The following is a 24,399-nucleotide window of genomic DNA, read 5'->3' on the forward strand; positions in this document are numbered from 1 at the left end:
CTTGTGCCGAGCGCAACAACGTCGGCAATGCACGCATTGAAGTGATCCCGTCATCCAAGCATACCATGCTACCTATGACCAGATACTTCCGCGCATTGGGCCAGTCCCGGAGAAACTGTCTGCCTATCCCATCACCCCGCCGCGCTTGATTAGCTCCTTGCCGACAGCAGCCAGATGCACCTGGTCCGGCCCGTCGCCGATGCGGATGAAGCGGGCGTAGACGTAAGCACGCGCCAGGAACGTGTCCTGCGAGACGCCGGCGGCGCCGTGGATCTGGATGGCGCGGTCCATGACACGGGCGGCCATGCTGGGCACCACGATCTTGGCCGCCGCGATCAGGTCGCGCGCGGCCTTGTTGCCTTCGCGGTCCATCTTGTCGGCGGCTTGCAGCGTCAAGAGCCGCGCCTGCGCGATCTCACAGAACGAGTTTGCGATGTCCTCGCGCACCGAGCCCTGCTCGGCAAGCGGCCTGCCGAAGGCCACGCGGGAGACTGATCGCTGGCACATCAATTCGAGCGCGCGCTGGGCGCAGCCGATCAGCCGCATGCAATGGTGGATGCGGCCGGGCCCGAGCCGCCCCTGCGCGATCTCGAAGCCGCGGCCCTCGCCGAGCAGCATGTTTTCCGCGGGCACGCGGACGTTCTCGTAGACGATCTCGGGATGGCCGACCGGCGCGTCGTCATAGCCGTAGGTCAACATATCGCGGACGATGCGCACGCCCGGCGTGTTCCTGGGCACCAGGATCATGGATTGCTGGCGGTGGCGGTCGGGATCGTCGGGCGCGGTCTTGCCCATCACGATCAGGATCTCGCAATCCTCGTTCATCGCGCCTGAGGTGAACCACTTCCGGCCGTTGATGACGTAATCGTCCCCATCGCGCATGATGGCGCACTGGATGTTGGTGGCATCGCTGGAGGCGACCTGCGGCTCGGTCATCGAGAAGCCGGAGCGGATGCGGCCCTCCAGCAGCGGCTTCAGCCAGCGCTCCTGCTGCGCCCTGGTGCCGTAGTTTGCGAGCACCTCCATGTTACCGACATCGGGCGCGGAGCAATTGAAGACCTCGGGTGCCCAGAGGATGCGGCCCATGATCTCCTTCACCGGCGCATATTCGAGATTGGTGAGACCGGGGCCGTGCTCGCCCGACAAGAACAGGTTCCAGAGCCCCTGCTCCCGCGCCAGCCGCTTCAGCTCCTGCAGCACAGGCGGCGTCCTGTAGCGCGCGGCCTCCGGCTTCACCTGCTCGTAATAGACCTCCTCGACCGGCTCGACATGTGTCCGCATGAACTGCCGGACGCGCTCCTGGAGCTCCAGCGAACGGGCGGAGTGTTGAAAGTCCATTGGGTTCTCCTCTTCCCTTCTCCCCTTGTGGGAGAAGGTGGCGCGAAGCGCCGGATGAGGGGTTGTTTCAGCGAATGCCATTGTTAGAGGAGTGCGCGGAGATAGACCCCTCACCCGGCTTCGCTTCGCGAATCCACCCTCTCCCACAAGGGGAGAGGGTGCACCGTCTCTGCGGCTGCCCGTCAGGTCCCGCGCAACAGCTCGCTCGCCACCACCCAGTCGTTGCCGTCGAACTGGAGCATATAGCCGTCCTTGATCGGGCGGAAATCCTGCGGCGTGGTATTGAGCGTGATGCCGGGCATCAGCAGCGACAGCGGCACGCTTTTCAGGTTCGCGGCCTGCGCCATGATGTTCTCGCGCGTCAGATTGTCCTTGCACTGCTTCAGCAGCACCACCAGCGCCTCGGCGACGGTGTACCCGTAGAGGCCGGCGACGTTGTTGACGTCGGCATTGGGCAGGCGCTTCTTCATGAAGTCGATATAGGCCGTCATCGCCGGATCGTCCTTCGGCGTCTCGACGAACGGCTTGAGCGCGCCGAGCGAGAGCACGCCTTTGCCGGCCTCGAGGCCCGCAGGGACCATCACGGTCGCCTTGTTGGCGCAGCCGCTAGCGAGGAAGCGCGTCGGCTGCCAGCCGACCTCGTGGGCTTTCCGGATCGCCTGCGCGCAGGCGCGCGGCGTCACCGAATAGATCATGAAGACGTCGGCCTTGGTGTTCGCCAGCGTCAGCACCTGGGAATCGACGGTGGGGTCCGCGACCTCGAAGCTCGAGGCCATCGCGATCGCCTTGTCGGCGTCGGCGCCGAGCGCCTCCTTGACGCCGCGAAGATATTCCTTGCCGGCATCGTCGTTCTGGTAGAGCACGGCGAAGCGCGCGTTCGGGTTCTTGGCACGCGCATAGGCGACGTCGATCGCAGCCTCGCTGGTGTAGTTCGGCGCCCAGGGCAGCGCCATCGACCACGGCATGTTGGCCGGATCGTTCCATTTCGAGGCCGAGCTGATCAGAAACAGCTGCGGCACCTTGTTGCTGTTGAGATATTTTGCGATCGCCGAGCTCGGCGCGGTGCCCATGGTCGCGAAGATGAAGGCGACGCCGTCGCCTTCGACGAGCCGCCGCGCCGCCTCCATGGTCTTGGGCGGCGAGAACGCGTCGTCCAGCGAGATCAAATTGAGCTTGCGGCCGCCAACCCCGCCCTTCTCGTTGACCTCGTCGAAATAGGCCGCGATCACCTTGCCCGTGATGCTGAGCGGCGAGGCCGGCCCGCTATAGGGCATGGTGTTGCCGATCTTGATCTCGGTGTCGCTGACGCCCGGACCGTAGGATTTTTGCGCGGAGACGGATGTGGACAGGCAGGCGGCAGCGAGCGCTGCGGCCAGGGCCAAGGCGGCTTTCATGGTTTCTCCCCGGTGATCTCCGCGCGAGGCGGCCGCGCGGCGTGCTGCTTTTTGTCAGCGCGTCAGATCAGCGGAGTTCCGCAAGATGGTCTTGCGTCGAGTTGCTGATGGCTTAGCCGCGCCGCTTCAAGCTGAAGCCCAGGCTGATCCAGCCCGCTCCCGCCATGATCAGGTCGATGCCGAGGAACAGGCCGAGGATATAGACGCTGTTCACCGGCCAGCGCGCGACGATCAGCAGGCCGAGCAGCAGCGTGATGACGGCCGACAGCGCCACCCAGACCCACGGGCTCTCGCGCTTCATGCTGAAGGCGAGAAACAGCCTGACGGCGCCCGAGGCGATCAGCGAGGCGCCGAGAAACAACGTCAGCAGGACCGCCGCGAACAGCGGATTCTCGAAGGTCAGGAAGCCCGCGATCACGTAGAGCACGCCGAGCAAGGCCCAGATCAGGAACTTGCCCCAGCTCTTCATCTGGAACGCGCCGATGATCTCGGTGACGCCCGCGACGATCATCATGGCGCCGACCACGATCACGCTCGCCACCGTCGCCATCACCATGCTGCCGAGCGCAATGAAGCCGGCGATGAGATAGACGACGCCGAGCGCGACGATCCAGCCCCATTTGGCATGCAGCGCCGCGATGCCGGAGCCGAGACTTGGGTGATGTGACGTGTCCGAAGCACTGGTCATGACGGCCACTCCTGCTTGCGTAGCCCGGGGGCACGCGCCAGAATAGCACGCATCGTGCCGGGACGACAGCCAGCAGAGCACCCGTACCGGCAGTAACATTGACGCAAATCAAGATCGACTGCGGCGCGTCAGCCGCGCGACCGCTCCATCTCGAGCTCGGCCTTGAGGTTGTCGAGATCGCGGTAGATCGAAGCAATCGCGAGCACGCGGCCGTCCTTGCGGTACTTCAACAGGCAGTCCTTGCCTCCGATGCTGCCGTCGATCGCGACCTCGTCAAAGCTCTCGGCGTGGCCGACATAGTTGATCGGCACGTCGTAGTGTTGCGACCAGAAGAACGGCACCGCGTCGAAGCGCTCGCGCTTGCCGAGCATGTTGCGCGCCGCGGTCTGGCCCTGGCGTTCGGCAACGACCCAATGTTCGACGCGGATGGTTTGCCGGGAATGCGGATCGGGCCAGCGCGCGATGTCGCCGGCCGCGAAAATGCCGGCGACACTGGTCTCGAGATATTCGCTCACGCTGACACCGCGATCCGCCGCAAGGCCGGCGTGCTCGGCCAGCGCAAGGCGCGGCTTGACGCCGATGCCGACCACGACGAGGTCGGCTTCGATGACAGCTCCACTCTTCAGCGTGGCGCGGGTGCCGTCGAGCTTTTCGACTGTGTCCTTGAGATGAAAGATCACGCCGTTCTCTTCATGGAGCGACCGCACGAAGTCGCCCATCTCGGAGCCGAGCACCTTCTGCATCGGCCGCTCTTCCGGCGCGACCACGTGCACCTCGATCTTGCGTGCCCGCAAGGACGCCGCGACTTCGAGGCCGATGAAACTGGCGCCGATTACCAAAGCGCGCCTGGCACTCTCCGCGGCCTTGATGATGGCGCGGCTGTCGGCGACGGAGCGCAAGGTGTGGACATGCGGCTGGTCGGCGCCCGGGATCTGCAGTTTGACGGGCTCGGCGCCGGTCGCGAGCAGCAGCCGGTCGAACGGAAGCCTGTCGCCATTGCCGAGCGTGACGTTGCGCGTCTTCGCATCGATGGCGGAGACGTCGGTGTTGAGCCTGAGATCGATGCCCGCGTCCTGATAATAGTCCTGACCCCGCAGCGGCAGCCAATCCTCCGGTGCGTTGCCCGCGAGATAATCCTTGGAGAGGTTGGGCCGGTCGACCGGCATCGCGCCGTCATCGCTGAGCATGGTGATGGCGCCGGCAAAGCCCTCGCGCCGGAGCGTCTCGGCGGCCGCGAAGCCGGCTGCGCCGCCGCCGACGATGACGAATTTCTCCGGTGTCGGCGCGTTGCGATGAGCGGTCGACGGCTTTGGCGCCTCGCGCTTGCGCCGAACGATGATGTCGTCCCGATCGCGCGCGACCTCCCACACCGCCAGCGCGTTCAGGGCCGGCGGGCGGGTGGCTTCGCCCGTGCGCAAGGAGAAGCAGGCGTGATGCCAGGGGCAGCGGATGGTGTCTCCCACCACCAGGCCCTCGGCGAGCGGCCCGTGGTAATGGCTGCAGGCCGGCTCGATCGCAAAGATCTCGCTGCCGGCCTGCACCAGCAGGACGTCCTCCTCGCCGACATGACCGAGCAGTTTGCCATCCCTGAACGCGGTCAGCGACACGCCTTTGCTCAGGTCGGGTCCGCTCGGCTTGTTGTTCTCGGTCATGGCGCCGTCTCCTTGAGCAGTCGCGGGTCAATCGTCCGAATTGGCGAGCCCCAACAGTTCCTGGCGCGTCAGCGCATTGTCGCGGAATACGCCCAGCATGCGGCTGGTGACGAGATCGGTCCCGGGCTTGTGGGCGCCGCGCGTCGTCATGCAGTGATGCGTCGCCTTGATGATGACGCCGACGCCTTCAGGCTTGAGCACGTCGTTGATGGTATTGGCGATCTGCGCGGTCATCTTCTCCTGGATCTGGAGGCGCTTCGCGTAGATGTCCACCACGCGCGCAAGCTTGCTGATGCCGACGACACGGCCCTGCGGGATATAGGCGACCCAGGCGCGGCCGACGATCGGCGCTATGTGGTGCTCGCAATGGCTCTCGAAGCGAACGCCGCGCAGCACGATCATCTCGTCATAGCCTTCGATCTCCTCGAAGGTCTTTTGCAGGATTTCCGTCGGATCCTGCGCATAGCCGGAAAAATACTCTTCGAAGGCACGTGCGACCCGGTCCGGCGTGTCACGCAGACCGTCGCGCGCGGGATCGTCACCGGCCCAACGGATCATGGTTCGGATCGCCTGCTCGACCTCCGGCCTGTCAGGCCGTTCGACCGGCGCCTGCGCCACCGCGACACGTTCCAGCTTGCGCACTTGTGACTTCATCGAGATCCTCCCCTGCAACGCGCCGCATACAGAAGCGGCTCCTCAGCTTGGACGGCTGCAATCGCAAAAGGTTCCCAGGATCAGGAAAAATCGGAGGGATGGCAGACAAGCCGGCCGGCCGGACGAGAAAGGGCCTTTATGAGGCCGCTTTCCGGACCTCGACCACCGCCTGCGCCCATTCGGCCGGCCGCTCCTGCGGCAGGTTGTGGCCGGCATCGGCGAAGACACGCCGCTCGAATGGGCCCTCGAACTTGCGCGCGTGATGGGCGGTGCCGGGATTGACGCCGTCGCTGTCGCCGTCGATCGCGATGGTCGGGACGCGGATCGGCGGTTGGCCCGCGAGCTTCGCCTCGATCGCGGCATAGGCGGGGTCGCCCGCGACCAGCGCGTAGCGGTGGCGGTAGGAGTGGATCACGACATCGACGAAGTCAGGATTGTCGAACGACACCGCGCTCCGTTCGAACGTCGTGTCGTCGAACGCCCATTTCGGCGACCACATCGCCCAGAGCTGGCGGGCAAAGCCACGCCGGTTGCGCTCCAGCGCGCGGCGGCCGCGCTCGTTGTGGAAGAGATATTGGTACCAGAGCGCCGCCTCTTCCGGCGGCGAGGCCGGCTCCATGGCGCGGGCGATGTTCTGGATGTTGTAGGAGTTGCCGGAGACGAGGCCGACAACGCGCTCCGGATAGAGCGCAGAGACCACGCAGGCCGCGCGCCCGCCCCAGTCATAGCCGCCGACGACGGCACGCTTGATGCCGAGCGCGTCCATGAAGGCCAGCAGATCCGCGCCGAGCGCCGCCTGCTCGCCGGAGCGCGGCGTGTCCGCGAAGCGAAACCGCGTCGGCCCATAGCCACGCAACCAGGGCACCAGCACCCGCGCGCCGGCCTCGGCAATGATCGGGGCGGCCTCGGCATAGGCGTTCACGTCATAGGGAAAGCCGTGGCCCATGATGCAGGGCCAGCCGTCCGGCGCGCCGTATTCGTGATAGGCGATGTCGAGGATGTCCGTGGTGACGGTTTTTTGTTGCATGATTTGCTCACGGAGTTGCGCGGTCGTAGGCCGGATGAGCGAAGTGATATCCGGAATCTGGCGCGGCCGGCCACGGATGTCGCTACGCTTATCCGGGCTATAGGGCTATCTCTGCGGGCCGGATAGCGAGATGTCGCGCTCGGCGCGGAAGACGTTGCTGTAGAGGTTGGCGATCCATTGCCGGCCGATCTCGGTCTTGTTGAGGTAACCGATCTCGGTCTGGATGTGCGGTGCGACGCTGTTCCAATAGAATTGTGGATAGCGGTTCACGATGTCGGCCGGTGAATCGTAGCCGAGCTGGCGATTGATGCCGACTTCCTCGAACTCGTAATAGAGCGCGTTGGCCTTGCGCAGATAGTTGGGATCGCCGAGCTGGCCGATGAAATCGGCGGCGCGCAGGATCGAGGCATCGACGTCATACTCATGGCCCTCCTGAGCCGGAAAGCGCGTTCCCTCGATAGCGCGGGCGATGCGTTCAGGATCAAGACCGGGAATGTGCTGCAGCCGCCGCGAGACATAGAGCTTCGAGCGGTCGACGTGATACATCATCAAGCTGGCGTCGGAGGCACCACGCGGCAACGAGATCTTGGTGTCGGCGGCATCGATGACGAAGCCGTCGATGTCATCCTCCTCGAACAGCCCGCGGACATAGCCGATATCGTGGGCGAGGCAGGCGATCAGGACATGGACGTAGTCCTCGGCCGTCAGGTGGGTATGGAGATTTCGGCCACTGAGGATCGAATGGCCCGCCAGCGTCACCAGCATCGTATGTTCGATATTATGGTAAAGGGCATCGCTGTTACCGATGCATTCCATCGCGGTGCGGGTTGCGCTCTCGACCATGCTTGCAGCGGTCTCGCCGTACCGACGCCGCATAAACGTACCCAGCAGCTTCTCCAGGGATTCAGCCGCCAGTCTCGGCAACGTCATCATGGATGCAGCCCCGCGTGTCGGTGGTGTCCCATGTCAGCTCCCGAAGTCTCGTTCTTGTCCTCGACGCAACGACCCAGCATAGCCCATCTTGGGCCGAGTGACCAAACCCCCGGGAACGCGATTACGGAAATATGTTACCGTTGTGCTATGCAAGATCGCGGTTGCGGTGAAGGCACGGCACACCCCGGCGGCGAGCCCGGCCGACGAGGCCGCGTTTATTCCACCATCACCACGTCCACGGCGACGCCGAGCTTCTGCTTCGGCGAGCCGACGATGATGCCGTCAACCGGCGAGACGTCCGAAAAGTCGCGCCCGACCGCAAGCACGATATGGTCGTTGGCAATCAGCAGATCGTTGGTCGGGTCGAAATCGACCCAGCCAAGCTCCGCCCCGCACCACAGCGACACCCAGGCATGGGTGGCATCGGCGCCTTGCAGGCGGGCCTGGCCCGGCGGCGGAATGGTGCGTAGGTAGCCGCTGACATAGGCTGCCGGCAGACCGAGCCCGCGCAGCCCTGCGATCATCACATGGGCAAAGTCCTGGCAGACGCCGTGTCGCTTGTCGAAGACCTCGTCCAGCGGCGTCGAGATCACCGTCGCCTTGGGGTCGTAGCGAAACTCGGTGCGGATGCGATGCATGAGATCGACCGCGCCCTCGAGGATGCCCGCGCCCGGCGCAAAGCTCATCCCCGCATAGGCGCTGACCGGACGCAGCACCGGCACCAGCGGGCTCGCGAAGACATAGCCGACCGGCGAGGACGGCCCGAGGCTGGTCGCCTCGAAGGCGATGTCGCGGATGCTCTCCCAGCTCGGGCTGCCCGCATCGCGCGTCGGCGGCTTACGTGACACGGAGACACGCGAACGCGAGTCGATCCGCAAATTGCGATGCGCCGCTTCGATCACCACACTCTCCGTCAGAGTGCCGAAGAAATCGCGCCGGACGTGGCGCTCGGCGGGACGCGGGCGGATATCGACCTTGTGCGAGATCAGCTCCTGGCCGCCGCCGCTCCTCGGCTCCAGCCGCAGCGTGCAGCGGGCGAAGCTGACCGGATTCTCGTACTCGTAGGTGGTGACGTGACGGATGTCGTAGATCACGCCAGCCCCGTCAGCTTTTCCGGCCGGGCGGCATTGGGGCCGTGCGGGAAGTAGTGCTGACCGATCGCCTCGGCGAGGCTGAGCAGGTCCTGCTCCAGCGCGAACAGCGACTTGACCTCGAGCTTCTCGGCCTCCGCGGTCGCCAGCATCGCCTGCATCGCCACCGCAAGGCGCTGCGGCTTCTCGATCAGGCCGTGCTCCTTCAGGCTCGGCAGCGCGGCGATGTGCTCGTTCAGCGTCGTCACCTGGAACGCCACCGAACGTGGATTATAGCCGTCGAGCACGGCAAGGTCGCGCACCGGCGCCAGGATCGGCGCCAGCAGATAGCGCGAGCGATAGGTGATCTGGCAATCCACCAGCGTCAGCAGGATGTCGAGATCCTCATCGCCGGCCTCGTCATAGGCGAACTGGCGGGTGAAGCGCGTGGTGTTGATGGCGCGCTCGGTGCGGCGGCCGATGTCGAGAAAGCGCCAGCCGGCGGCGCGGTTCATGTTCTCCTGCGCCAGCCCTGCGAGGCTCGCGAGTTCCTGCAAGGTCAGCTCGGCCGCGCTCAGCACGCCGTCGTCGCCCTCGACCTGGTAGGCCAGGCGCTCGGCCATCTCGGTGATGACCTGCCAGGCATCGGGCGACAGCCGCTCGCGCAAGGAGGTCGCCGTGCGCTGCGCCGCGCGCACCAGCGACAACGCCGAGCCGAAACGTTCCGCGCTCTGCAACGCTTCGGCGGTGATCCGCCCGGGCGCGGCGCGCGAGGTTTGCGAGATCGCGCCCCAGGCCACCAGCAGGCGCTGGATGCGTTCGCCAGATTGCAGCGAGGCCGCGGTGCCCTTGTTGGGCCCGCTCGGCGAGCCCAAAGCGCGCACCAGCCGCAGCGTCGCCTCGGCGCGTTCGAGATAGCGGCCGAGCCAGAACAGATTGTCGGCGGCGCGGCTCGGCAGCACGCCGGCGATGCGGCGGATGCGGACCTTGTCGGTCGCCGGCAGCAGCGTCGCGGTCGAGACCTGCTTGTCGGAGACCACCCAGACGTCGGCGGCGCGCGCGCCGTCGCCCATCGACACCGCGCGCGCATCCGGCTGCTCGGCGATGCGACAGAAGCCGCCGGGCATGATGGCCCAGCCGTCGGGCGTCGCCGCCGCGAACACGCGCAGCACGAAGGGCCGCGGCGTGATCTGGCCCTGCTCCCACACCGGCATGGTCGACAGCCGCACCACCTCCTGGCCGACATAATCCATGCCGCGTGCGGCGATGGCGTCGATCAGGCGCTGGCGGTCGCTCGCATCCAGCTCGCTCGCGAGCACCGGTCCCGCGCTGTCGAAACCGGGCACGCCGCGCCGGTAGGCGCCTTCGATCGCGACCTCGTCGAGCCGCGACAGCACCTCCTCGCGCGCGCTGCGCTGGCCGCACCACCAGGTCGCGATGTGCGGCATCTTCAGCTCTTCGCCGAGCAGGCGGCGGCTGAGCGCCGGCAGGAAGCCGAGCAGCGCCCGCGCCTCCAGCACGCCCGAGCCCGGCATGTTGGCGACGACGACGCCGTCCTTGCGCAGCACGTCGATCAGGCCGGGCACGCCGAGATGCGAGGAGGTGTCGAGCTCGAGCGGATCGAGCGAATTGGAATCGACCCGGCGCAAGAGCACGTCGAGCCGCTTCAGCCCGGCGACGGTGCGGATGTGGACGCGGTTGTCGCTGACCGCGAGATCGTCGCCCTCGACCAAGAGGAAGCCGAGATAGCGCGCCAGCGTCGCATGCTCGAAATAGGTCTCGCTGAAGCTGCCGGGGGTGAGCACGCCGATCCGGGGCTCGTCGCGGTCGGCGCGCGCACGAAGACTGTCGCGGAACGCCTCGAAGAACGGCGCGACGCGCGGCACGTTCATCGACTTGTAGAGGTCGGAGAAGGCGCGCGAGAGCACCAGACGGTTCTCCAGCGCGTAGCCCGCCCCCGACGGCGCCTGGGTGCGGTCGCCGAGCACCCACCAGCGGCCGTCGGGTCCGCGGCCGACGTCGGCGGCATAGATCGACAGATAGCGCCCGCCCGGCGGCGGCACGCCGCAGACGGGGCGGAGATATTCGGGACTGCCGGCAATCGCGGCCGCCGGCAGTGCGCCTTCCGCGACCAGCCGGCCCTCGCCATAGATGTCGGCCAGCACCAGTTCGAGCAGCTCGGCGCGCTGGGTGATGCCGGCGCAAAGCTGCTGCCAGTCGGCCTCGTCGATCAGGAGCGGCAGATGGCTGATCGACCACGGCCGGTCGGCGCTGTCGCCGGGCGCACGGTAGGTGACGCCGGCCTCGCGCAGATGGCGGTCGGCCATGCCGAAGCGACGCTCGATCTCGTCGGGCGCGAGCGCGCCGAAGGCATCGAAGAAGCGGCTCCAGACCGCACGCGGGGCGCCGTCGGGGCCCAGGAACTCGTCGGGGATGCCAGGCAAGCGGCGATAGTCGCGGACCCATTGGGCAAAGCGGCGCTGGCCTTCACGCTGGCCTTGCGCCCTACCCGCCTTGTCCTGCTCGGCTGCGCCCTCGCTCATGCGCCTCTCCCTGCCCCACCATCATACTCATTGCAGGAGCGGGGTCCGCAAGTCGAGGGTCAGCGGAAACTCATTTGTGCGTTCCTCGGGCGGCGGCTGGACCGGCCCCGGCGTATGGCCGTGGTCCTGGAAACGCGCCAGCCGCCGCGCCTCGGCCTCGTAGGTGTTGACTGGCTTGGTGTCGTAGCTGCGGCCGCCGGGATGGGCGACGTGGTAGACGCAGCCGCCGAGCGAGCGGCCGTTCCAGGTATCAATGAGATCAAAGGTCAGGGGCGCATGCACCGGAATGGTCGGGTGCAGGCCGGAGGCCGGCTGCCACGCCTTGAAGCGGACCCCGGCCACGGCCTCGGAGGAGCGGCCGGTCGCGGTCATCGGCAGGCGGCGGCCGTTGCAGGTGACGATGTGGCGACCCTCGACGAACCCTTCGGCCTTGACCTGAAGCCGCTCGACCGATGAATCGACATAGCGCACGGTGCCGCCGGCCGAGCCCTCCTCGCCCAGCACGTGCCAGGGCTCCAGCGCCTGACGCAGCTCCAGCGTCACGCCGCCATGATGGACGCGGCCGAAAGCGGGGAAGCGGAATTCGAGCTGGGCCAGATACCATTCCGGCTCGAACGGATAGCCGAACTGCTTCAGCTCGGTGAGAACGTCGAGAAAATCCTCCCAGATGAAATGCGGCAGCATGAAGCGGTCGTGCAGCGCCGTGCCCCAGCGCACGAACTTGCCGGCCTGCGGCTCGCGCCACATCTTCGCGATCAGCGCGCGGATCAAGAGCTGCTGCGCCAGCGACATGCGCGGATCGGGCGGCATCTCGAGCGCGCGGAATTCGACGAGGCCGAGCCGGCCGGTCGAGCCCTCCGGGGAATAGAGCTTGTCGATGCAGATCTCGGCGCGATGGGTGTTGCCGGTGATGTCGACGAGCAGATGCCGGAACAGCCGGTCGACCAGCCATAGCGGCGTCTGGGTGCCCGGTGGCGGCACGTGCGAGAGCGCGATCTCGAGTTCGTAGATGCTGTCGTGGCGGGCTTCGTCGATGCGCGGCGCCTGGCTGGTCGGGCCGATGAACAGGCCGGAGAAGAAATAGGACAGCGACGGATGCCGCTGCCAGTGCAAGACCAGACTCTTGAGCAGATCGGGCCGGCGTAGGAACGGCGAGTCCTGCGGCGAGGAGCCGCCGACCACGACGTGGTTGCCCCCACCTGTGCCGGTGTGGCGGCCGTCCACCAGGAAGCGGTTGGCGCCGAGGCGAATCTTGGCGGCATCCTCATAGAGCCCGACGGTGATGTCGACCGCCTCACGCCAATTCCTTGCCGGCTGGACGTTGACCTCGATCACGCCGGGATCGGGCGTCACCTTGATGACCTCGACGCGCGGATCGAACGGCGGCGGATAGCCCTCGACATGGACCTGGAACTGCATCTCTTCCGCTGTGGCTTCGAGCGCCGTGATCAGCTCGAGATAGTCCTCGATCCGCTCGACCGGCGGCATGAAGGCGCAGAGCACGCCGTCGCGGACTTCGATCGACAGCGCAGTACGCACCGGAACAGACGTGTTGAGATGCTCGGGCTCGACCCGCGGCGGCGATTCCGGGCGCGCCGGAAGGCTGAACACCGGCAGCTTGCCGCGCGCCTCCATCGGATCCCGCTCGATAATGTAGGGATATTGATTGGGCGGGACGTAGCCGAGCGAGCCGAGCGGCAAGCGCAGGCCGAGAGGCGAATCGCCGGGCATCAGGAACAGATGATTGCGCCGGAGAGCCCAACGCTCGCTGCGCCAGCGCGGCGGCGCGTTCCAGCGCTGCACCGGCAGCACGAAGCCGCGCGGCGTGTTGAGGCCCTGCTCGAACACGCGCGCCATCCGCGCGCGCGCTTCCGGATCGGACAATTTGGAGTCGGACGGATCGACGTTGACGGGCAACTCGGCTTCCTTCTGGAGCCAGTAGGCAGTGTCCTCGTAAGCCGGGATGATGTAGCCGGGATCGAGCCCGAGCCGTGCCACCGTACCCTCCATGAAGGCCTCAGCATCCTTCGTCTCGGCGCGCCGCGGATTCCCGATCCTGGCGATCAGGTCGGCATTCTTCCAGATCGGCACCCCGTCCTTGCGCCAGTACAGGCCAAACGCCCAGCGCGGCAGGCTCTCGCCCGGATACCATTTGCCCTGGCCGTAATGCAGAAGGCCGCCGGACGCGAAGCGCGTGCGCAGGCGGCGGATCAGATCGTCGCCCAGCGCGCGCTTGGTCGGGCCGACGGCCTCCGTGTTCCACTCGGCAGCTTCGAGATCGTCGACCGAGACGAAGGTGGGCTCGCCCCCCATGGTGAGCCGCACGTCCTGCGCGGCGAGATCGCCGTCGACCTGCTCGCCGAGATCGTTGAGCCGCGCCCAGGATTCGTCGGAGAAAGGCTTGGTGATGCGCGGCGCCTCGCGAATGCGGCGCACGCTCATGTCGAAGGCGAACTCGACCTCGGCAAAGCCGGCGCTGCCGGAAATCGGCGCAGCCGAGCGGTAATGCGGCGTGGCGGCGACCGGGATGTGGCCCTCGCCCGCGAGCATGCCGGAGGTCGCGTCGAAACCGATCCAGCCGGCGCCGGGCAGATAGACCTCGGCCCAGGCGTGCAGGTCGGTGAAGTCGTTCTCCACTTCCGGCGGTCCCTCGATCGGATCGATGTCCGGGCGGATCTGGATGAGGTAGCCGGAGACGAAGCGCGCGGCGAGCCCGAGATGCCGGAAGGTCTGGATCAGGAGCCAGGCGGAGTCGCGGCAGGATCCGGCGCCCGAGGCGAGCGTCTCCTCCGGCGTCTGCACGCCCGGCTCCATGCGGATGATGTAGCGGACCTTCTTCTGAAGTTCGCGATTGAGCTCAACCAGGAAGTTGACGGTGTTCGGAGCGTCCTGCGGGATCGAATCGAGATATTTCGCAAACAGGCGATCGGGCTTGATGGTCTCCAGATAAGGCGCCAGTTCGGTCTTCAGGTCGTTCGGATAGTCGAACGGAAAGCTGTCGGCATAGGGCTCGACGAAGAAGTCGAACGGGTTGACCACGGTCATCTGCGCCGTGAAGTCGACCTCGATCTTCAATTCGGTCGTCTTCTCCGGGAAGACATAGCGGGCGAGCCAGTTGCCTTGCGGATCCTGCTGCCAGTTCACGAAATGGTTGGCTGGCGTGACCTTGAGCGAATAGCTCATGATCGGCGTGCGCGTATGCGGCGCCGGCCGCAGGCGGATGGTCTGCGGGCCGACGTCGATCGGGCGATCGTATTTGTAGTGCGTGACGTGGTGTAATGCGACGTAGATCGACACGGGGTGCGATGCTCCAGCAGCTTTTTTGAGCAGAACACCTGATGTCAGCGCGATCAAGCACTAACAACGGGCAGGGCGTGCCTAGGAAGTATCCCGTCAGCCCGGCGGGCGAACTACGATGTCGGAGTTTGGCGCTCTGAACCTTCCGCGGCGTCATGGCCGGGCTTGTCCCGGCCATCCACGCCCTTCGCTGCAGTATCAAAGAACGTGGATGCCCGGGACAAGCCCGGGCATGACGACCTCTTGTGGGGCCACGCAATTACCCTCTTCGCGCGGCCCTACGCCGCCGACGTCAGCCGCTGCAAAAACTGCGTCACCTCGCGCCGGAGGGTCTCGACTTCGCCGTGGACGCGTTCGGAGGCGCTGTTGACGCGGCTGGCGACGCGCCCCGTATCGGCGGCGGCTTCGCTGATGCCTGACACGTTGGAGGACACTTGCGAGGTGCCGACTGATGCTTCCTGGACGTTGCGGGCGATCTCGCGGGTCGCGGTGCCCTGCTCCTCGATCGAGGCGGCGATGCTTGCGGTGATACCGTCGATCTCTGCGATGGTCTGCGCAATCGCCTCGACGGCTGCGACCGAGTTGGTGGTCGATTGCTGCATCTCGCCGACCTTGGCGCTGATCTCCTCGGTGGCCTTCGCGGTCTGGTTGGCGAGGCTCTTGACCTCGGAGGCCACGACGGCGAAGCCGCGGCCGGCCTCGCCTGCCCGCGCCGCCTCGATCGTGGCGTTGAGCGCCAGCAAATTGGTCTGCTCGGCAATTTCGCTGATCAGCTTGACGACGTCGCCGATCCGCAGCGCGGCATCCGCGAGGTTGCGAATCTCGCTGCCGGCACGATTGGCCTCATCGACGGCGCGCCCGGTGCTCGTGGTCGAGCCGGCCACCTGGCGGCTGATCTCGGCGATCGAGGATGCGAGCTGTTCCGCGGCGCTCGCCACCGTCGCAACGTTGTTCGACGCCTGATCGGACGCACTGCGCATGCCGGAGGTCTGACGGTTCGTCGTCTCCGCCGCCGCCGCCATCTGGCCGGCATCGGATTCGAGGTCGGTTGCGGCGCTCATCAGGCTGCCCGCGACTTCGTCGAGATGAGTGCCGAACTGCTTTGCGAGGCCGGCGATCTCGACCACGCGGCGACCGAGGCTGTCGGTGCCGGCATTGATGACGGTGGCCGAGCGGCGGAACGAACCGGGCAATCCGCGCGCGAGGATCTTGCGGAAATACTTGCCGCGGCTGGCATAGTCCATCGATGCCGAAGCCTCGCGGACGAAGGCGTCGGCGATGTCGAGCATGTCGTTGACCGACGTCTGGATGGCGCCGATCCGGCCGGCCTGGCGCTCGCTCAGGATCCGCGCTTCGAGATCGCCGCGCGCCGCCTTGCGGCAGACATCGGCGACCTCATCGACGGCCACCGCCGTGCGATGCTGACACCAGAGCGCGTAGCCGAGCAGCAGGATCGCCGCGCCGAGCGGCGCTGCACTGATGATTCCGGTCCAGCCGAGCAGCGAGAGGACGAACGCGATGCTGGCGAGAAGGCACGCGACTGCGGTCGCTCCCTGCGCCTTAGAGAGAGAGCACAAATTCATCGTAACCGACACCGTTTTGCTTGAGCAGACCGACCATCATTTCGAAGCTCGCACGCATGCCGTCCTTGGCATTGGCGTGGCGCGCCTCTTCCGCGCAGAGCGCCTTGTAGATCGGTTTGATTTTCTCGACCGGCGCCGGATCGGGCCTGCGTCGATTGGAATGATAGCCGATGATGTTGCCGTGATCGTCGAGCGTCGGGGTGACATGGGCGAACACCCAATAGTGGCTGCCATCTGCCGCTAGATTGACGACGTAGGCGAAGATTTCCTGCTTGGCCTGGAGCGTATCCCACAGCAGCTTGAAGACGCAGCGCGGCATGTCGGGATGGCGGATCAGGCTGTGGGGCGCGCCCATCAGCTGCTTCCAGGGGTATTTCGCCATGCGGAGAAAGACGTCATTGGCGTAGGTGATGCGGCCTTTGAGATCGGTCTTCGATACAATCAGCTCCTCCTCACCGAGGAGATTTTCCACCCCCGTGGGACGTATCGCTTGCATCGGTTCGATCCTTAAAGGCCGGCCCACCACGCTGTGGAGCCGCATCGCCCCCTGTCTACGGCAACAGTGTTAATCAGGTGTAAGCCGCGGATCCCCAGCGAAGGAACCTCGCCTCCGTATCATTACGTAGCGAACGATCGGTGCAATTCGCGCAACCACACGCGCCGCTCATCGGCCGCGCGTATCCCCCAATGACACGCAATTGCATGTGTGGTGCGCGAAGCGCGGCTACATCGTCGCGCCGAGCACCCAGGGCGCGAACTCGGCACCGCCGAAATCAAAGCTCTCGCTCTTGGTCGGCTGACCCGAGGCCGTCTTGAGGATGAGATCGAAGATGCGCTGGCCGCATTGCTCGACGCTCTCCTCGCCTTCGAGGATGGTGCCGCAATTGACGTCCATGTCCTCTTCCATGCGCTTGTACATGGGCGTGTTGGTGGCGAGCTTGATCGAGGGCGCCGGCTTGCAGCCGAACACGCTGCCGCGGCCCGTGGTGAAGCAGACGAGATTGGCACCGCCGGCGACCTGCCCGGTTGCCGCGACAGGGTCGTAGCCGGGCGTGTCCATGAAGACGAAACCCTTCTTGGTGATGGGCTCGGCGTAACGCAGCACCTCGACGAGGTTGGTGGTGCCGGCCTTCGCCATCGCACCGAGCGATTTTTCAAGAATGGTGGTGAGGCCGCCGGCCTTGTTGCCGGGGCTCGGATTGGCGTTCATCTCGGCGCCTTCGCGCTCCGTGTATTCGTCCCACCAGCGCATCAGGTCGACCAGCTTCTCGCCGACCTCGCGGCTGACGGCGCGTCGCGTCAAGAGATGCTCGGCGCCGTAGGTCTCCGGCGTCTCCGACAGGATCACGGTGCCGCCGTGGCGCACGATGAGGTCGCTCGCAGCTCCGAGCGCGGGATTGGCCGATACGCCAGAATAGCCGTCCGAGCCGCCGCATTGCAGGGCCACGGTGAGTTCGCTCGCCGGCACCGTCTCGCGCTTAACCTTGTTGGCGTCAGCCAGCGCTTCGCGCACGAAGGCGATGCCTGCCTCCACGGTCTTGCGGGTACCGCCGACCTCCTGGATGTCCATCGCGCGCAGGCGTCCTGCGAGCTTCTGCTCCTCCATCAGACCACCGATCTGGTTCACCTCGCAGCCGAGGCCGAGCACGATGACGTGGGAGAAATTGACGTGGCGCGCATAGCCGCCGAGCGTGCGGCGGAGCAGCGCCAAGGGCTCGTTCTGCGTCATACCGCAGCCGGTCTTGTGAGTCAGCGCGACCACGCCGTCGACATTGGGGAAATCGGCCAGCGGATTGTCGCCGGTGAAGGGATTCTTCTTGAAGACGTCGGCGACGAGGCTTGCGACATGCGCGCTGCAATTCACCGAGGTGAGGATGCCGATATAGTTGCGCGTGGCGACGCGGCCGTCCGGGCGGCGGATGCCTTCGAAGGTCGCCGGCAGGTCGAAATTCGGCGTCGGCTTGACGTCGGCGCAATAGGCATAGTCTTTTGAAAAGTCGCCCATGCCGATGTTCTGCACGTGCACGTGCTGGCCCGGCGCGATCGGAATGGTCGCAAAGCCGATGATCTGGCCGTAGCGGATGACGGGCTCGCCCACCGCGATCGGCTTGATCGCGACCTTGTGCCCGGAGGGGATGCGCTCGACCGTGGTCACGCCGTCGGCGACGACGGTGCCGGGCGGCAGGCTGGCACGCGCGATCACCACGCCATCATCGGGATGCAGGCGGATGACGGGGCTGATGGTCATGGATATCTCCTGTATCGAAATGATCGTGCCCCGGACGCAGCGCAGCGTGAAACGATGCGCTGCTGATCCGGGGTCTGGTTGTTACGTCATGCGCTTCGTTAGCGACTGGGTCCCGGCTCTGCGCTGCAGCGCTTTGCGCTGCAACGCGTCCGGGACACGAGATCAGGCCTTCCCGCCCGAATCCTTGCGGGTCGCGTTGACCTGCATCTTGGCGTAGGTCGTCATCAGGCCGACCTCGTTCGACAGCGTCACCAGCTTGAAGCCCATGTTGATGGCGCGCGCTGCGCCTTCGGCGCCGCTGCAATGGATGCCCGGGTTGAGGCCGCGCTTGCCGCATTCCTTGATGATCTTCTCGTAGATCGCGAGGATCTCGGGCTCGCTGCGGTCGAGCTTGGGCTCGAGGCCGTAGGAGAAGCCGAGATCGGAGGGTCCGATATAGACGCCGTCGATGCCTTCGACGTCGAGGATCGCTTCCATGTTCTCGACCGCGGTCTTGGTCTCCATCATCGGCAGCAGGATGGTGTCGGCATTCGCGGTCTTCTGATACGAGCCGGCGGTGCCGTACATGCCGGCGCGGATCGGGCCGTTGGAGCGCACGCCCTGCGGCGGATATTTGGAATAGGAGACGAGGTTCCTGGCTTCCTGCGGCGTGTTGACCATCGGGCAGATCACGCCATAGGCGCCGCCGTCGAGCACCTTGCCAATGATGCCGGGCTCGTTCCAGGGCACGCGGACCATCGGCGTGACCGGATGCTTGTCCATGGCCTGGAAGCACTGCACCATCGAGAGATAGTCCTGCACGCCATGCTGCATGTCGACGGTGACGCTGTCGAAGCCGCATTGCGCGATCATCTCGGCCGAGAAGCCGGAGGGTATAGCGAGCCACGCGTTGACCACGGCCTTGCCCGACTTCCAGATTTCCTTGACCTTGTTCGCCACGTTGCCTTCCTTCTTTGTTGTTTGGACCGTGTTATTTGGACCTTCGTCACCATGACGAGCGCCGCGACAGCACGACCCGCTGTTAGCGCGAACCGGAGCGCCGCGCTACGCTCGCAATGACGCAACGCCTATGCGCTCGCGCGCTGGATACTGACTTCGCTGACGCCGACCCCGCTAGCGGCGCTCACTATTGCCGCCCGGGTGTCGCCCGGCAAGGGGACGCCGTTTCGAGGCCGCTCTGTCACGATTTTCCGCCCCGGATCGCCCGGAATCGGCCGACCCCGATCCCACCGCCAGCGTCGTCCACCTTCGAATCGACGTCAAACCGTCGCCCGACGCCCCCGGTTCCGGCCGTCATGCCGCTCACTCCTCCGCATTGGCCTCCTCGCTTGCGCCAAGCTCTGCAAGACTCTGTTCGAGCGCGCCGAGCATCTCCTGCAATTCGGCGAGCTTGCGTGCACCGAAGCGTCGCGTGATCTCGGCATAGATCGCCTCCGATGTCGGCGCCACCGAGGCCATCAGCTTCACGCCCTCTTTCGAGATCGAGACCATGCTGCGACGCTGGTCCGCCTTGGCGGTCTTGCGTTCGATCAGATTGCGCGCCTCGAGATCGCGCAGGATGCGCGACAGGCTCGGTCCAAGCAGGAACGCCGTGCGCGCGAGTTCCGTGACCTCGACGGCTTCAATGGCCGCCAGTGCACGCAGGATGCGCCATTGCTGCTCGGTCAAGCCGTGCTCGCGCAGCGAGGGACGAAACTGCCGCATCACCGCTTCGCGGGCCCGCAGCAGCGACATCGGCAGCGAGCGCGAGAAATCGCGCATCGGCACCTGTCTTGCGGTAGGTCCTGCGGCAGGCGCGCTTCCGTTGGCCGGATCAGCCGGTCTCTTCACCATGATGCCCTTTCAAACCGCAAAACGTTTGCAGTGCAGCAAGCCGAAATCGTGTTTGACGCATTCATTTAACATGTTAAGTATCTCCCGGCACCCCAATTTGTAAGATCACAAATGGCGCTTTCCAACGACGATATCCAAGCTTGCGCGAGGCGTCTGCACGAGGCGGAGAAGACCCGCGTGCAGATCCGGCAGCTGTCGCAGGATTTCCCCGGCATCACGATCAACGACGCCTACGCGATTCAGAAGGCCTGGGTCGACGTCAAGATCGCCGAGGGACGCATCGTCAAGGGCCACAAGATCGGCCTGACCTCGAAGGCGATGCAGAGCGCGCTCAATATCGACGAGCCCGATTCCGGCGTGCTGCTCGACGACATGTTCTTCGCCGATGGCGGGATCATTCCGACCGAGCGCTTCATCGCCACACGCGTCGAGGCCGAGCTCGCCTTCGTCATGAGCAAGCGGCTCGCGGGGCCGGGCTGCACGCTATTCGACGTACTCAACGCCACCGATTTCGTGGTGCCGGCACTTGAAATTCTGGACACCCGCATCGAGCGCGTCGATCCCAAGACCAAGGCGACGCGAAAGATCTTCGACACCATCGCCGACAATGCGGCGAATGCCGGCATCGTGCTCGGCGGGCGGCCGATCCGCCCGCTCGACGCAGACCTGCGCTGGATCGGCACGCTCTGCTTTCGAAACGGCCAGCTCGAAGAGACCGGCCTTGCCGCTGGCGTGCTCAATCATCCGGGGACCGCCGTCGCCTGGCTCGCCAACAAGATCGCGCCGCTCGGCCTTGCACTGGAGCCTGGACAGGTCGTGCTGGCCGGCTCCTTCATCCGCCCGATCGAGACCCGCAAGGGCGACACAATTCAAGCCGATTATGGCGCCTACGGCTCGGTCAGCTGCTACTTCGCTTAGACGCATAAAAATACAGGGAGTGAAACCGCGGTGCCGCATTTCACGATTGAATATTCGGCCAATCTCGATGGCCGCCTCGATATCGCAGCGGTGTGCGAGATCGTGCGCAAGGCGGCGGTCGAGACCGGCATCTTCCCGCTCGGCGGCATCCGCGTCCGCGCCATCAGGTGCGAGCACTATGCGATCGCTGATAACAGGCAAGACTATGGCTTTCTCGACATGGTCCTGCGCATCGGCGAAGGCCGCGACCTTCCCACGCGCAAGAAAGCCGGCGAGCATGTCTTCCAGGCGCTCTCCCGCCATCTCGATCCCGTCTTCGCTGCCAGCAAGTTCGCTTTGTCGTTCGACATGCAGATCAACGACAAGGACACCAGCTGGAAGCGCAACAACATCCACGACGCCCTGAAAGCGGAAGCCGCCCATGGATAAGCCCAGCCCGAAAGCCGATGTGTTCCAGACCAACCGCGACCGCGTCGCGCCGCTGCTGAAGAAGCTGCGCACTGAGGGCATCGGTCACATGATCGACGGCAAGACCGTTGCCTCGATATCAGGCGAGACGTTCGAGACGAAGTCACCGGTCGACGGCACGACGCTCGCGAGCGTCGCGCGGGGCACTGCCGAGGACATCGACCGCGCCGCAACCGCCGCGGCGCTCGCCTTCAAGTCCTGGCGCGACATGGGCCCGGCGATGCGGAAGAAGCTGCTGCATCGCGTGGCCGACGCGATCGAGGACAATGCCGACGACATCGCGGTGCTCGAATGCATCGACACCGGCCAGGCCTATCGCTTCATGGCCAAGGCCGCGATCCGCGCCGCCGAGAATTTCCGCTTCTTCGCCGACAAATGCGCCGAGGCGCGCGACGGCCTCAGCACGCCGAGCGACGAGCACTGGAATATCTCGACGCGCGTGCCGATCGGCCCGGTCGGCGTGATCACGCCGTGGAATACGCCGTTCATGCTCTCGACCTGGAAGATCGCCCCTGCCCTCGCTGCCGGCTGCACGGTCGTGCACAAGCCGGCCGAGTGGTCGCCGGTCACCGCCAGCATCTTGTCGAGGCTCGTCAAGGAGGCCGGCGTTCCCGACGGCGTGCTCAACACCGTCCACGGTTTTGGTGAAGAGGCCGGCAAGGCGCTGACGGAGCATCCCGCGATCAAGGCGATCGGCTTCGTCGGCGAAAGCGCGACCGGCTCGGCGATCATGGTGCAGGGTGCACCGACGCTGAAGCGCGTGCATTTCGAGCTCGGCGGCAAGAACCCCGTGATCGTGTTCGACGACGCCGATCTCGACCGCGCGCTCGATGCCGTCGTGTTCATGATCTACTCGCTCAACGGCGAGCGCTGCACGTCATCGAGCCGTCTCCTGGTTCAGGCCGGCATTGCGGACAAGTTCACCGAGAAGCTCACCGCGCGCGTGAAGGCGCTGAAGGTCGGCCATCCGCTCGATCCCTTGACCGAGATCGGACCGCTGATCCACGAACGCCATCTGGCAAAGGTGTGCTCCTATTTCGACGTCGCGCGCCAGGATGGCGCTGTGATCGCCGTCGGCGGCAAGGCCCATGACGGCCCGGGCGGCGGACATTATGTCGAGCCCACCTTGGTCACCGGCGCCCACGGCAAGATGCGGGTGGCACAGGAGGAGGTGTTCGGCCCGTTCCTCACCGTGCTTCCCTTCAAGGACGAAGCTGAAGCCATCGCGATCGCCAACGACATCCGCTATGGCCTGACCGGCTATGTCTGGACCAACGATGTCGGCCGCGCACTGCGCGTCGCCGACGCGCTGGAGGCCGGCATGATCTGGCTGAACTCGGAAAATGTCCGCCATTTGCCGACGCCGTTCGGCGGCATGAAGGCCTCCGGCATCGGCCGCGACGGCGGCGATTACTCGTTCGATTTCTACATGGAAACCAAGCACGTCTCGCTGGCGCGGGGCACGCACAAGATTCAGAAACTGGGAATTTGAGTCATTCCGGGGCGTGCGAAGCACGAGCCCGGGATCCATAACCACAAGCCGGGGTTATGGATCCCGGGCCTGGCCCTACGGGCCATCCCGGGATGACAAGCCGAAAGAGGGGAAACGCAAATGCCCGTACCGCAACACATCTTCGAGCCGCCGTTCAACATCATCCGCTCCAGCCACGTCGTGCTCGACGTGACCGATTTGAAGCTGAGCCGCCAGTTCTACGAGACCATTGTCGGTCTGCATGTTGAGGACGCCGACGACAAGGTCGTGTACCTGCGCGCCGCGGAGGAGCATCAGCATCACTCGCTGGTGCTGCGCAAGGCGGCGGTGCCCGCCTGCGCGCGGCTCGGCTTCAAGGTCGGCAACGACGGAGATCTCGACAAGGCCGCCGCGTTCCTGTCAGAGAACGGCCTTTCTTACGCTTTCGTCGACCAGCCGTTCCAGGGCCGGACCCTGCAGTTTACCGATCCCTTCGGCTTCCAGATCGAGCTCTATGCGTCGATGGACCGCCGGCCGCATCTGCTGCGCCGCTATGATCTCTACAGGGGCTGCCACCCGCAGCGGCTCGACCATTTCAACGTCTTTGCCGCCGAGGTGCAGGACACCGTGGAGTTCTACGCCCGGCTCGGCTTTCGCCTCACCGAATACGCCGAGGAGGATGGACCGAACGGGCGCATCGCCGCGGCCTGGATGCATCGCAAGGGCAATGTCCACGACTTCGCGATCACCAACGGCAAGGGCCCTCGCCTGCACCATTTCGCCTACTGGACGCCGACGGCGATGAACATCATCCATCTCTGCGACGTCATGGCATCTCAAGGTTTCGTCAAGAACATCGAGCGCGGCCCCGGACGCCACGGCATCTCGAACGCGTTCTTCCTCTATGTCCGCGATCCCGACGGACACCGGCTCGAGCTCTACACCAGCGACTATTTCACGGGGGATCACGACCACGAGCCGCTGCGCTGGTCGCTGCGCGATCCCCGCCGCCAGACGCTGTGGGGCGCCCCCGCGCCGCGCTCCTGGTTCGAGCAGGGCTCGCCGTTTAGCGGGCAGGCCGTGCGTGAGCCGAAGTTTGTCGCGGACGTGCTGGTGGCGGACTGATGCCCATGACCAGCCGAGCTTCTCTTCCTGTCGTCCCTGCGAACGCAGGGACCCATAACCACAGGGAGGAGTTTTGCGAAATTTGGTCGTTCGGGATCGTCACCGTGCGCTATCGATGGATCACGCGGTTTGGGTCCCTGCGTTCGCAGGGACGACA

At 65.6% G+C, this 24,399-nt stretch carries 19 protein-coding genes; 4 read left to right on the plus strand and 15 right to left on the minus strand.

Features of this window, described 5'->3' with window-relative positions:
• Positions 1 to 123 precede the first annotated feature (123 nt).
• The 15 genes from GDN70_RS27320 to hpaR all read right to left on the minus strand — a co-directional run bounded on the left by GDN70_RS27320 (position 124) and on the right by hpaR (position 20,260).
• Positions 124 to 1,338 carry an acyl-CoA dehydrogenase family protein gene (locus GDN70_RS27320; RefSeq protein ID WP_152103286.1) on the minus strand — a complete coding sequence of 405 codons (1,215 nt, stop codon included), beginning with the start codon at positions 1,336 to 1,338 and terminating at the stop codon, positions 124 to 126.
• 182 nt (positions 1,339 to 1,520) lie between these two features.
• The gene (locus GDN70_RS27325) at positions 1,521 to 2,732 is read right to left on the minus strand and encodes an ABC transporter substrate-binding protein (RefSeq protein ID WP_152103287.1); all 1,212 of its coding nucleotides are present in this window, start codon (positions 2,730 to 2,732) and stop codon (positions 1,521 to 1,523) included.
• 112 nt (positions 2,733 to 2,844) lie between these two features.
• The gene (locus GDN70_RS27330) at positions 2,845 to 3,420 is read right to left on the minus strand and encodes an HdeD family acid-resistance protein (RefSeq protein WP_026201537.1); all 576 of its coding nucleotides are present in this window, start codon (positions 3,418 to 3,420) and stop codon (positions 2,845 to 2,847) included.
• 128 nt (positions 3,421 to 3,548) lie between these two features.
• Positions 3,549 to 5,072 (minus strand): FAD-dependent oxidoreductase, encoded by a 1,524-nt coding sequence (locus tag GDN70_RS27335; RefSeq protein ID WP_038971566.1) that lies wholly within the window; start codon positions 5,070 to 5,072, stop codon positions 3,549 to 3,551.
• Between the two features lie 27 nt (positions 5,073 to 5,099).
• Positions 5,100 to 5,726: a GTP cyclohydrolase I FolE gene (gene folE, locus GDN70_RS27340; RefSeq protein WP_028143232.1), complete on the minus strand. Its 627-nt coding sequence runs from the start codon at positions 5,724 to 5,726 to the stop codon at positions 5,100 to 5,102.
• Positions 5,727 to 5,862: 136 nt separating this feature from the next.
• Positions 5,863 to 6,753 carry an alpha/beta fold hydrolase gene (locus GDN70_RS27345; RefSeq protein WP_028143233.1) on the minus strand — a complete coding sequence of 297 codons (891 nt, stop codon included), beginning with the start codon at positions 6,751 to 6,753 and terminating at the stop codon, positions 5,863 to 5,865.
• 105 nt (positions 6,754 to 6,858) lie between these two features.
• On the minus strand, positions 6,859 to 7,686 hold the full coding sequence (locus GDN70_RS27350; protein ID WP_028143234.1) for a hypothetical protein: 828 nt from the start codon (positions 7,684 to 7,686) through the stop codon (positions 6,859 to 6,861).
• Between the two features lie 215 nt (positions 7,687 to 7,901).
• Positions 7,902 to 8,780 carry a transglutaminase family protein gene (locus GDN70_RS27355; protein WP_028143235.1) on the minus strand — a complete coding sequence of 293 codons (879 nt, stop codon included), beginning with the start codon at positions 8,778 to 8,780 and terminating at the stop codon, positions 7,902 to 7,904.
• Entirely contained in the window at positions 8,777 to 11,299 is a 2,523-nt protein-coding gene (locus GDN70_RS27360) for a circularly permuted type 2 ATP-grasp protein (protein ID WP_028143236.1), read from the minus strand. The genes GDN70_RS27355 and GDN70_RS27360 overlap by 4 nt, the downstream gene beginning before the upstream one ends.
• Before the next feature lie 27 nt (positions 11,300 to 11,326).
• Positions 11,327 to 14,596, minus strand: coding sequence for a DUF2126 domain-containing protein (locus tag GDN70_RS27365; RefSeq protein ID WP_028143237.1), 3,270 nt, complete (start codon positions 14,594 to 14,596; stop codon positions 11,327 to 11,329).
• 278 nt (positions 14,597 to 14,874) lie between these two features.
• Positions 14,875 to 16,179 carry a methyl-accepting chemotaxis protein gene (locus tag GDN70_RS27370; protein ID WP_028143238.1) on the minus strand — a complete coding sequence of 435 codons (1,305 nt, stop codon included), beginning with the start codon at positions 16,177 to 16,179 and terminating at the stop codon, positions 14,875 to 14,877.
• A complete protein-coding gene (locus tag GDN70_RS27375) occupies positions 16,157 to 16,720 on the minus strand; it encodes a PAS domain-containing protein (RefSeq protein ID WP_244625829.1) in 564 nt (187 codons plus the stop codon). The genes GDN70_RS27370 and GDN70_RS27375 overlap by 23 nt, the downstream gene beginning before the upstream one ends.
• A gap of 183 nt (positions 16,721 to 16,903) precedes the next feature.
• Positions 16,904 to 18,427, minus strand: coding sequence for a UxaA family hydrolase (locus GDN70_RS27380; RefSeq protein ID WP_028143240.1), 1,524 nt, complete (start codon positions 18,425 to 18,427; stop codon positions 16,904 to 16,906).
• Positions 18,428 to 18,589: 162 nt separating this feature from the next.
• Positions 18,590 to 19,366 carry an HpcH/HpaI aldolase/citrate lyase family protein gene (locus tag GDN70_RS27385; protein ID WP_008549964.1) on the minus strand — a complete coding sequence of 259 codons (777 nt, stop codon included), beginning with the start codon at positions 19,364 to 19,366 and terminating at the stop codon, positions 18,590 to 18,592.
• 363 nt (positions 19,367 to 19,729) lie between these two features.
• Complete coding sequence (gene hpaR, locus GDN70_RS27395; protein ID WP_028143241.1) at positions 19,730 to 20,260, minus strand: homoprotocatechuate degradation operon regulator HpaR; 531 nt, start codon at positions 20,258 to 20,260, stop codon at positions 19,730 to 19,732.
• Between the two features lie 111 nt (positions 20,261 to 20,371).
• Here hpaR and hpaH point away from each other — a divergent pair, with 111 nt between their 5' ends.
• From hpaH to hpaD, 4 genes are all read left to right on the plus strand, one after another.
• Positions 20,372 to 21,178: a 2-oxo-hept-4-ene-1,7-dioate hydratase gene (gene hpaH, locus GDN70_RS27400; RefSeq protein WP_038971575.1), complete on the plus strand. Its 807-nt coding sequence runs from the start codon at positions 20,372 to 20,374 to the stop codon at positions 21,176 to 21,178.
• A 30-nt stretch (positions 21,179 to 21,208) separates the two neighbouring features.
• On the plus strand, positions 21,209 to 21,607 hold the full coding sequence (locus GDN70_RS27405) for a 5-carboxymethyl-2-hydroxymuconate Delta-isomerase (RefSeq protein WP_038971576.1): 399 nt from the start codon (positions 21,209 to 21,211) through the stop codon (positions 21,605 to 21,607).
• Positions 21,600 to 23,138 (plus strand): 5-carboxymethyl-2-hydroxymuconate semialdehyde dehydrogenase, encoded by a 1,539-nt coding sequence (gene hpaE, locus GDN70_RS27410; protein ID WP_038971577.1) that lies wholly within the window; start codon positions 21,600 to 21,602, stop codon positions 23,136 to 23,138. The genes GDN70_RS27405 and hpaE overlap by 8 nt, the downstream gene beginning before the upstream one ends.
• Positions 23,139 to 23,258: 120 nt before the next feature.
• A complete protein-coding gene (hpaD, locus tag GDN70_RS27415) occupies positions 23,259 to 24,242 on the plus strand; it encodes a 3,4-dihydroxyphenylacetate 2,3-dioxygenase (RefSeq protein WP_038971578.1) in 984 nt (327 codons plus the stop codon).
• The last annotated feature ends 157 nt before the right edge of the window (positions 24,243 to 24,399 follow it).

The organism is Bradyrhizobium sp. TM102 (assembly GCF_009176685.1).
GTDB classification, from domain to species: Bacteria; Pseudomonadota; Alphaproteobacteria; order Rhizobiales; family Xanthobacteraceae; genus Bradyrhizobium; species Bradyrhizobium ottawaense.

Excerpts from the sequence above, each read along its gene's own strand:
- GDN70_RS27320 (WP_152103286.1), bottom strand. The coding sequence starts at position 1,338 with ATGGACTTTCAACACTCCGCCCGTTCGCTGGAGCTCCAGGAGCGCGTC.
- GDN70_RS27325 (WP_152103287.1), bottom strand. The coding sequence starts at position 2,732 with ATGAAAGCCGCCTTGGCCCTGGCCGCAGCGCTCGCTGCCGCCTGCCTG.
- GDN70_RS27330 (WP_026201537.1), bottom strand. The coding sequence starts at position 3,420 with ATGACCAGTGCTTCGGACACGTCACATCACCCAAGTCTCGGCTCCGGC.
- GDN70_RS27335 (WP_038971566.1), bottom strand. The coding sequence starts at position 5,072 with ATGACCGAGAACAACAAGCCGAGCGGACCCGACCTGAGCAAAGGCGTG.
- folE (WP_028143232.1), bottom strand. The coding sequence starts at position 5,726 with ATGAAGTCACAAGTGCGCAAGCTGGAACGTGTCGCGGTGGCGCAGGCG.
- GDN70_RS27345 (WP_028143233.1), bottom strand. The coding sequence starts at position 6,753 with ATGCAACAAAAAACCGTCACCACGGACATCCTCGACATCGCCTATCAC.
- GDN70_RS27350 (WP_028143234.1), bottom strand. The coding sequence starts at position 7,686 with ATGATGACGTTGCCGAGACTGGCGGCTGAATCCCTGGAGAAGCTGCTG.
- GDN70_RS27360 (WP_028143236.1), bottom strand. The coding sequence starts at position 11,299 with ATGAGCGAGGGCGCAGCCGAGCAGGACAAGGCGGGTAGGGCGCAAGGC.
- GDN70_RS27370 (WP_028143238.1), bottom strand. The coding sequence starts at position 16,179 with ATGAATTTGTGCTCTCTCTCTAAGGCGCAGGGAGCGACCGCAGTCGCG.
- GDN70_RS27375 (WP_244625829.1), bottom strand. The coding sequence starts at position 16,720 with ATGCGGCTCCACAGCGTGGTGGGCCGGCCTTTAAGGATCGAACCGATG.
- GDN70_RS27380 (WP_028143240.1), bottom strand. The coding sequence starts at position 18,427 with ATGACCATCAGCCCCGTCATCCGCCTGCATCCCGATGATGGCGTGGTG.
- hpaR (WP_028143241.1), bottom strand. The coding sequence starts at position 20,260 with ATGGTGAAGAGACCGGCTGATCCGGCCAACGGAAGCGCGCCTGCCGCA.
- hpaH (WP_038971575.1), top strand. The coding sequence starts at position 20,372 with ATGGCGCTTTCCAACGACGATATCCAAGCTTGCGCGAGGCGTCTGCAC.
- hpaE (WP_038971577.1), top strand. The coding sequence starts at position 21,600 with ATGGATAAGCCCAGCCCGAAAGCCGATGTGTTCCAGACCAACCGCGAC.
- hpaD (WP_038971578.1), top strand. The coding sequence starts at position 23,259 with ATGCCCGTACCGCAACACATCTTCGAGCCGCCGTTCAACATCATCCGC.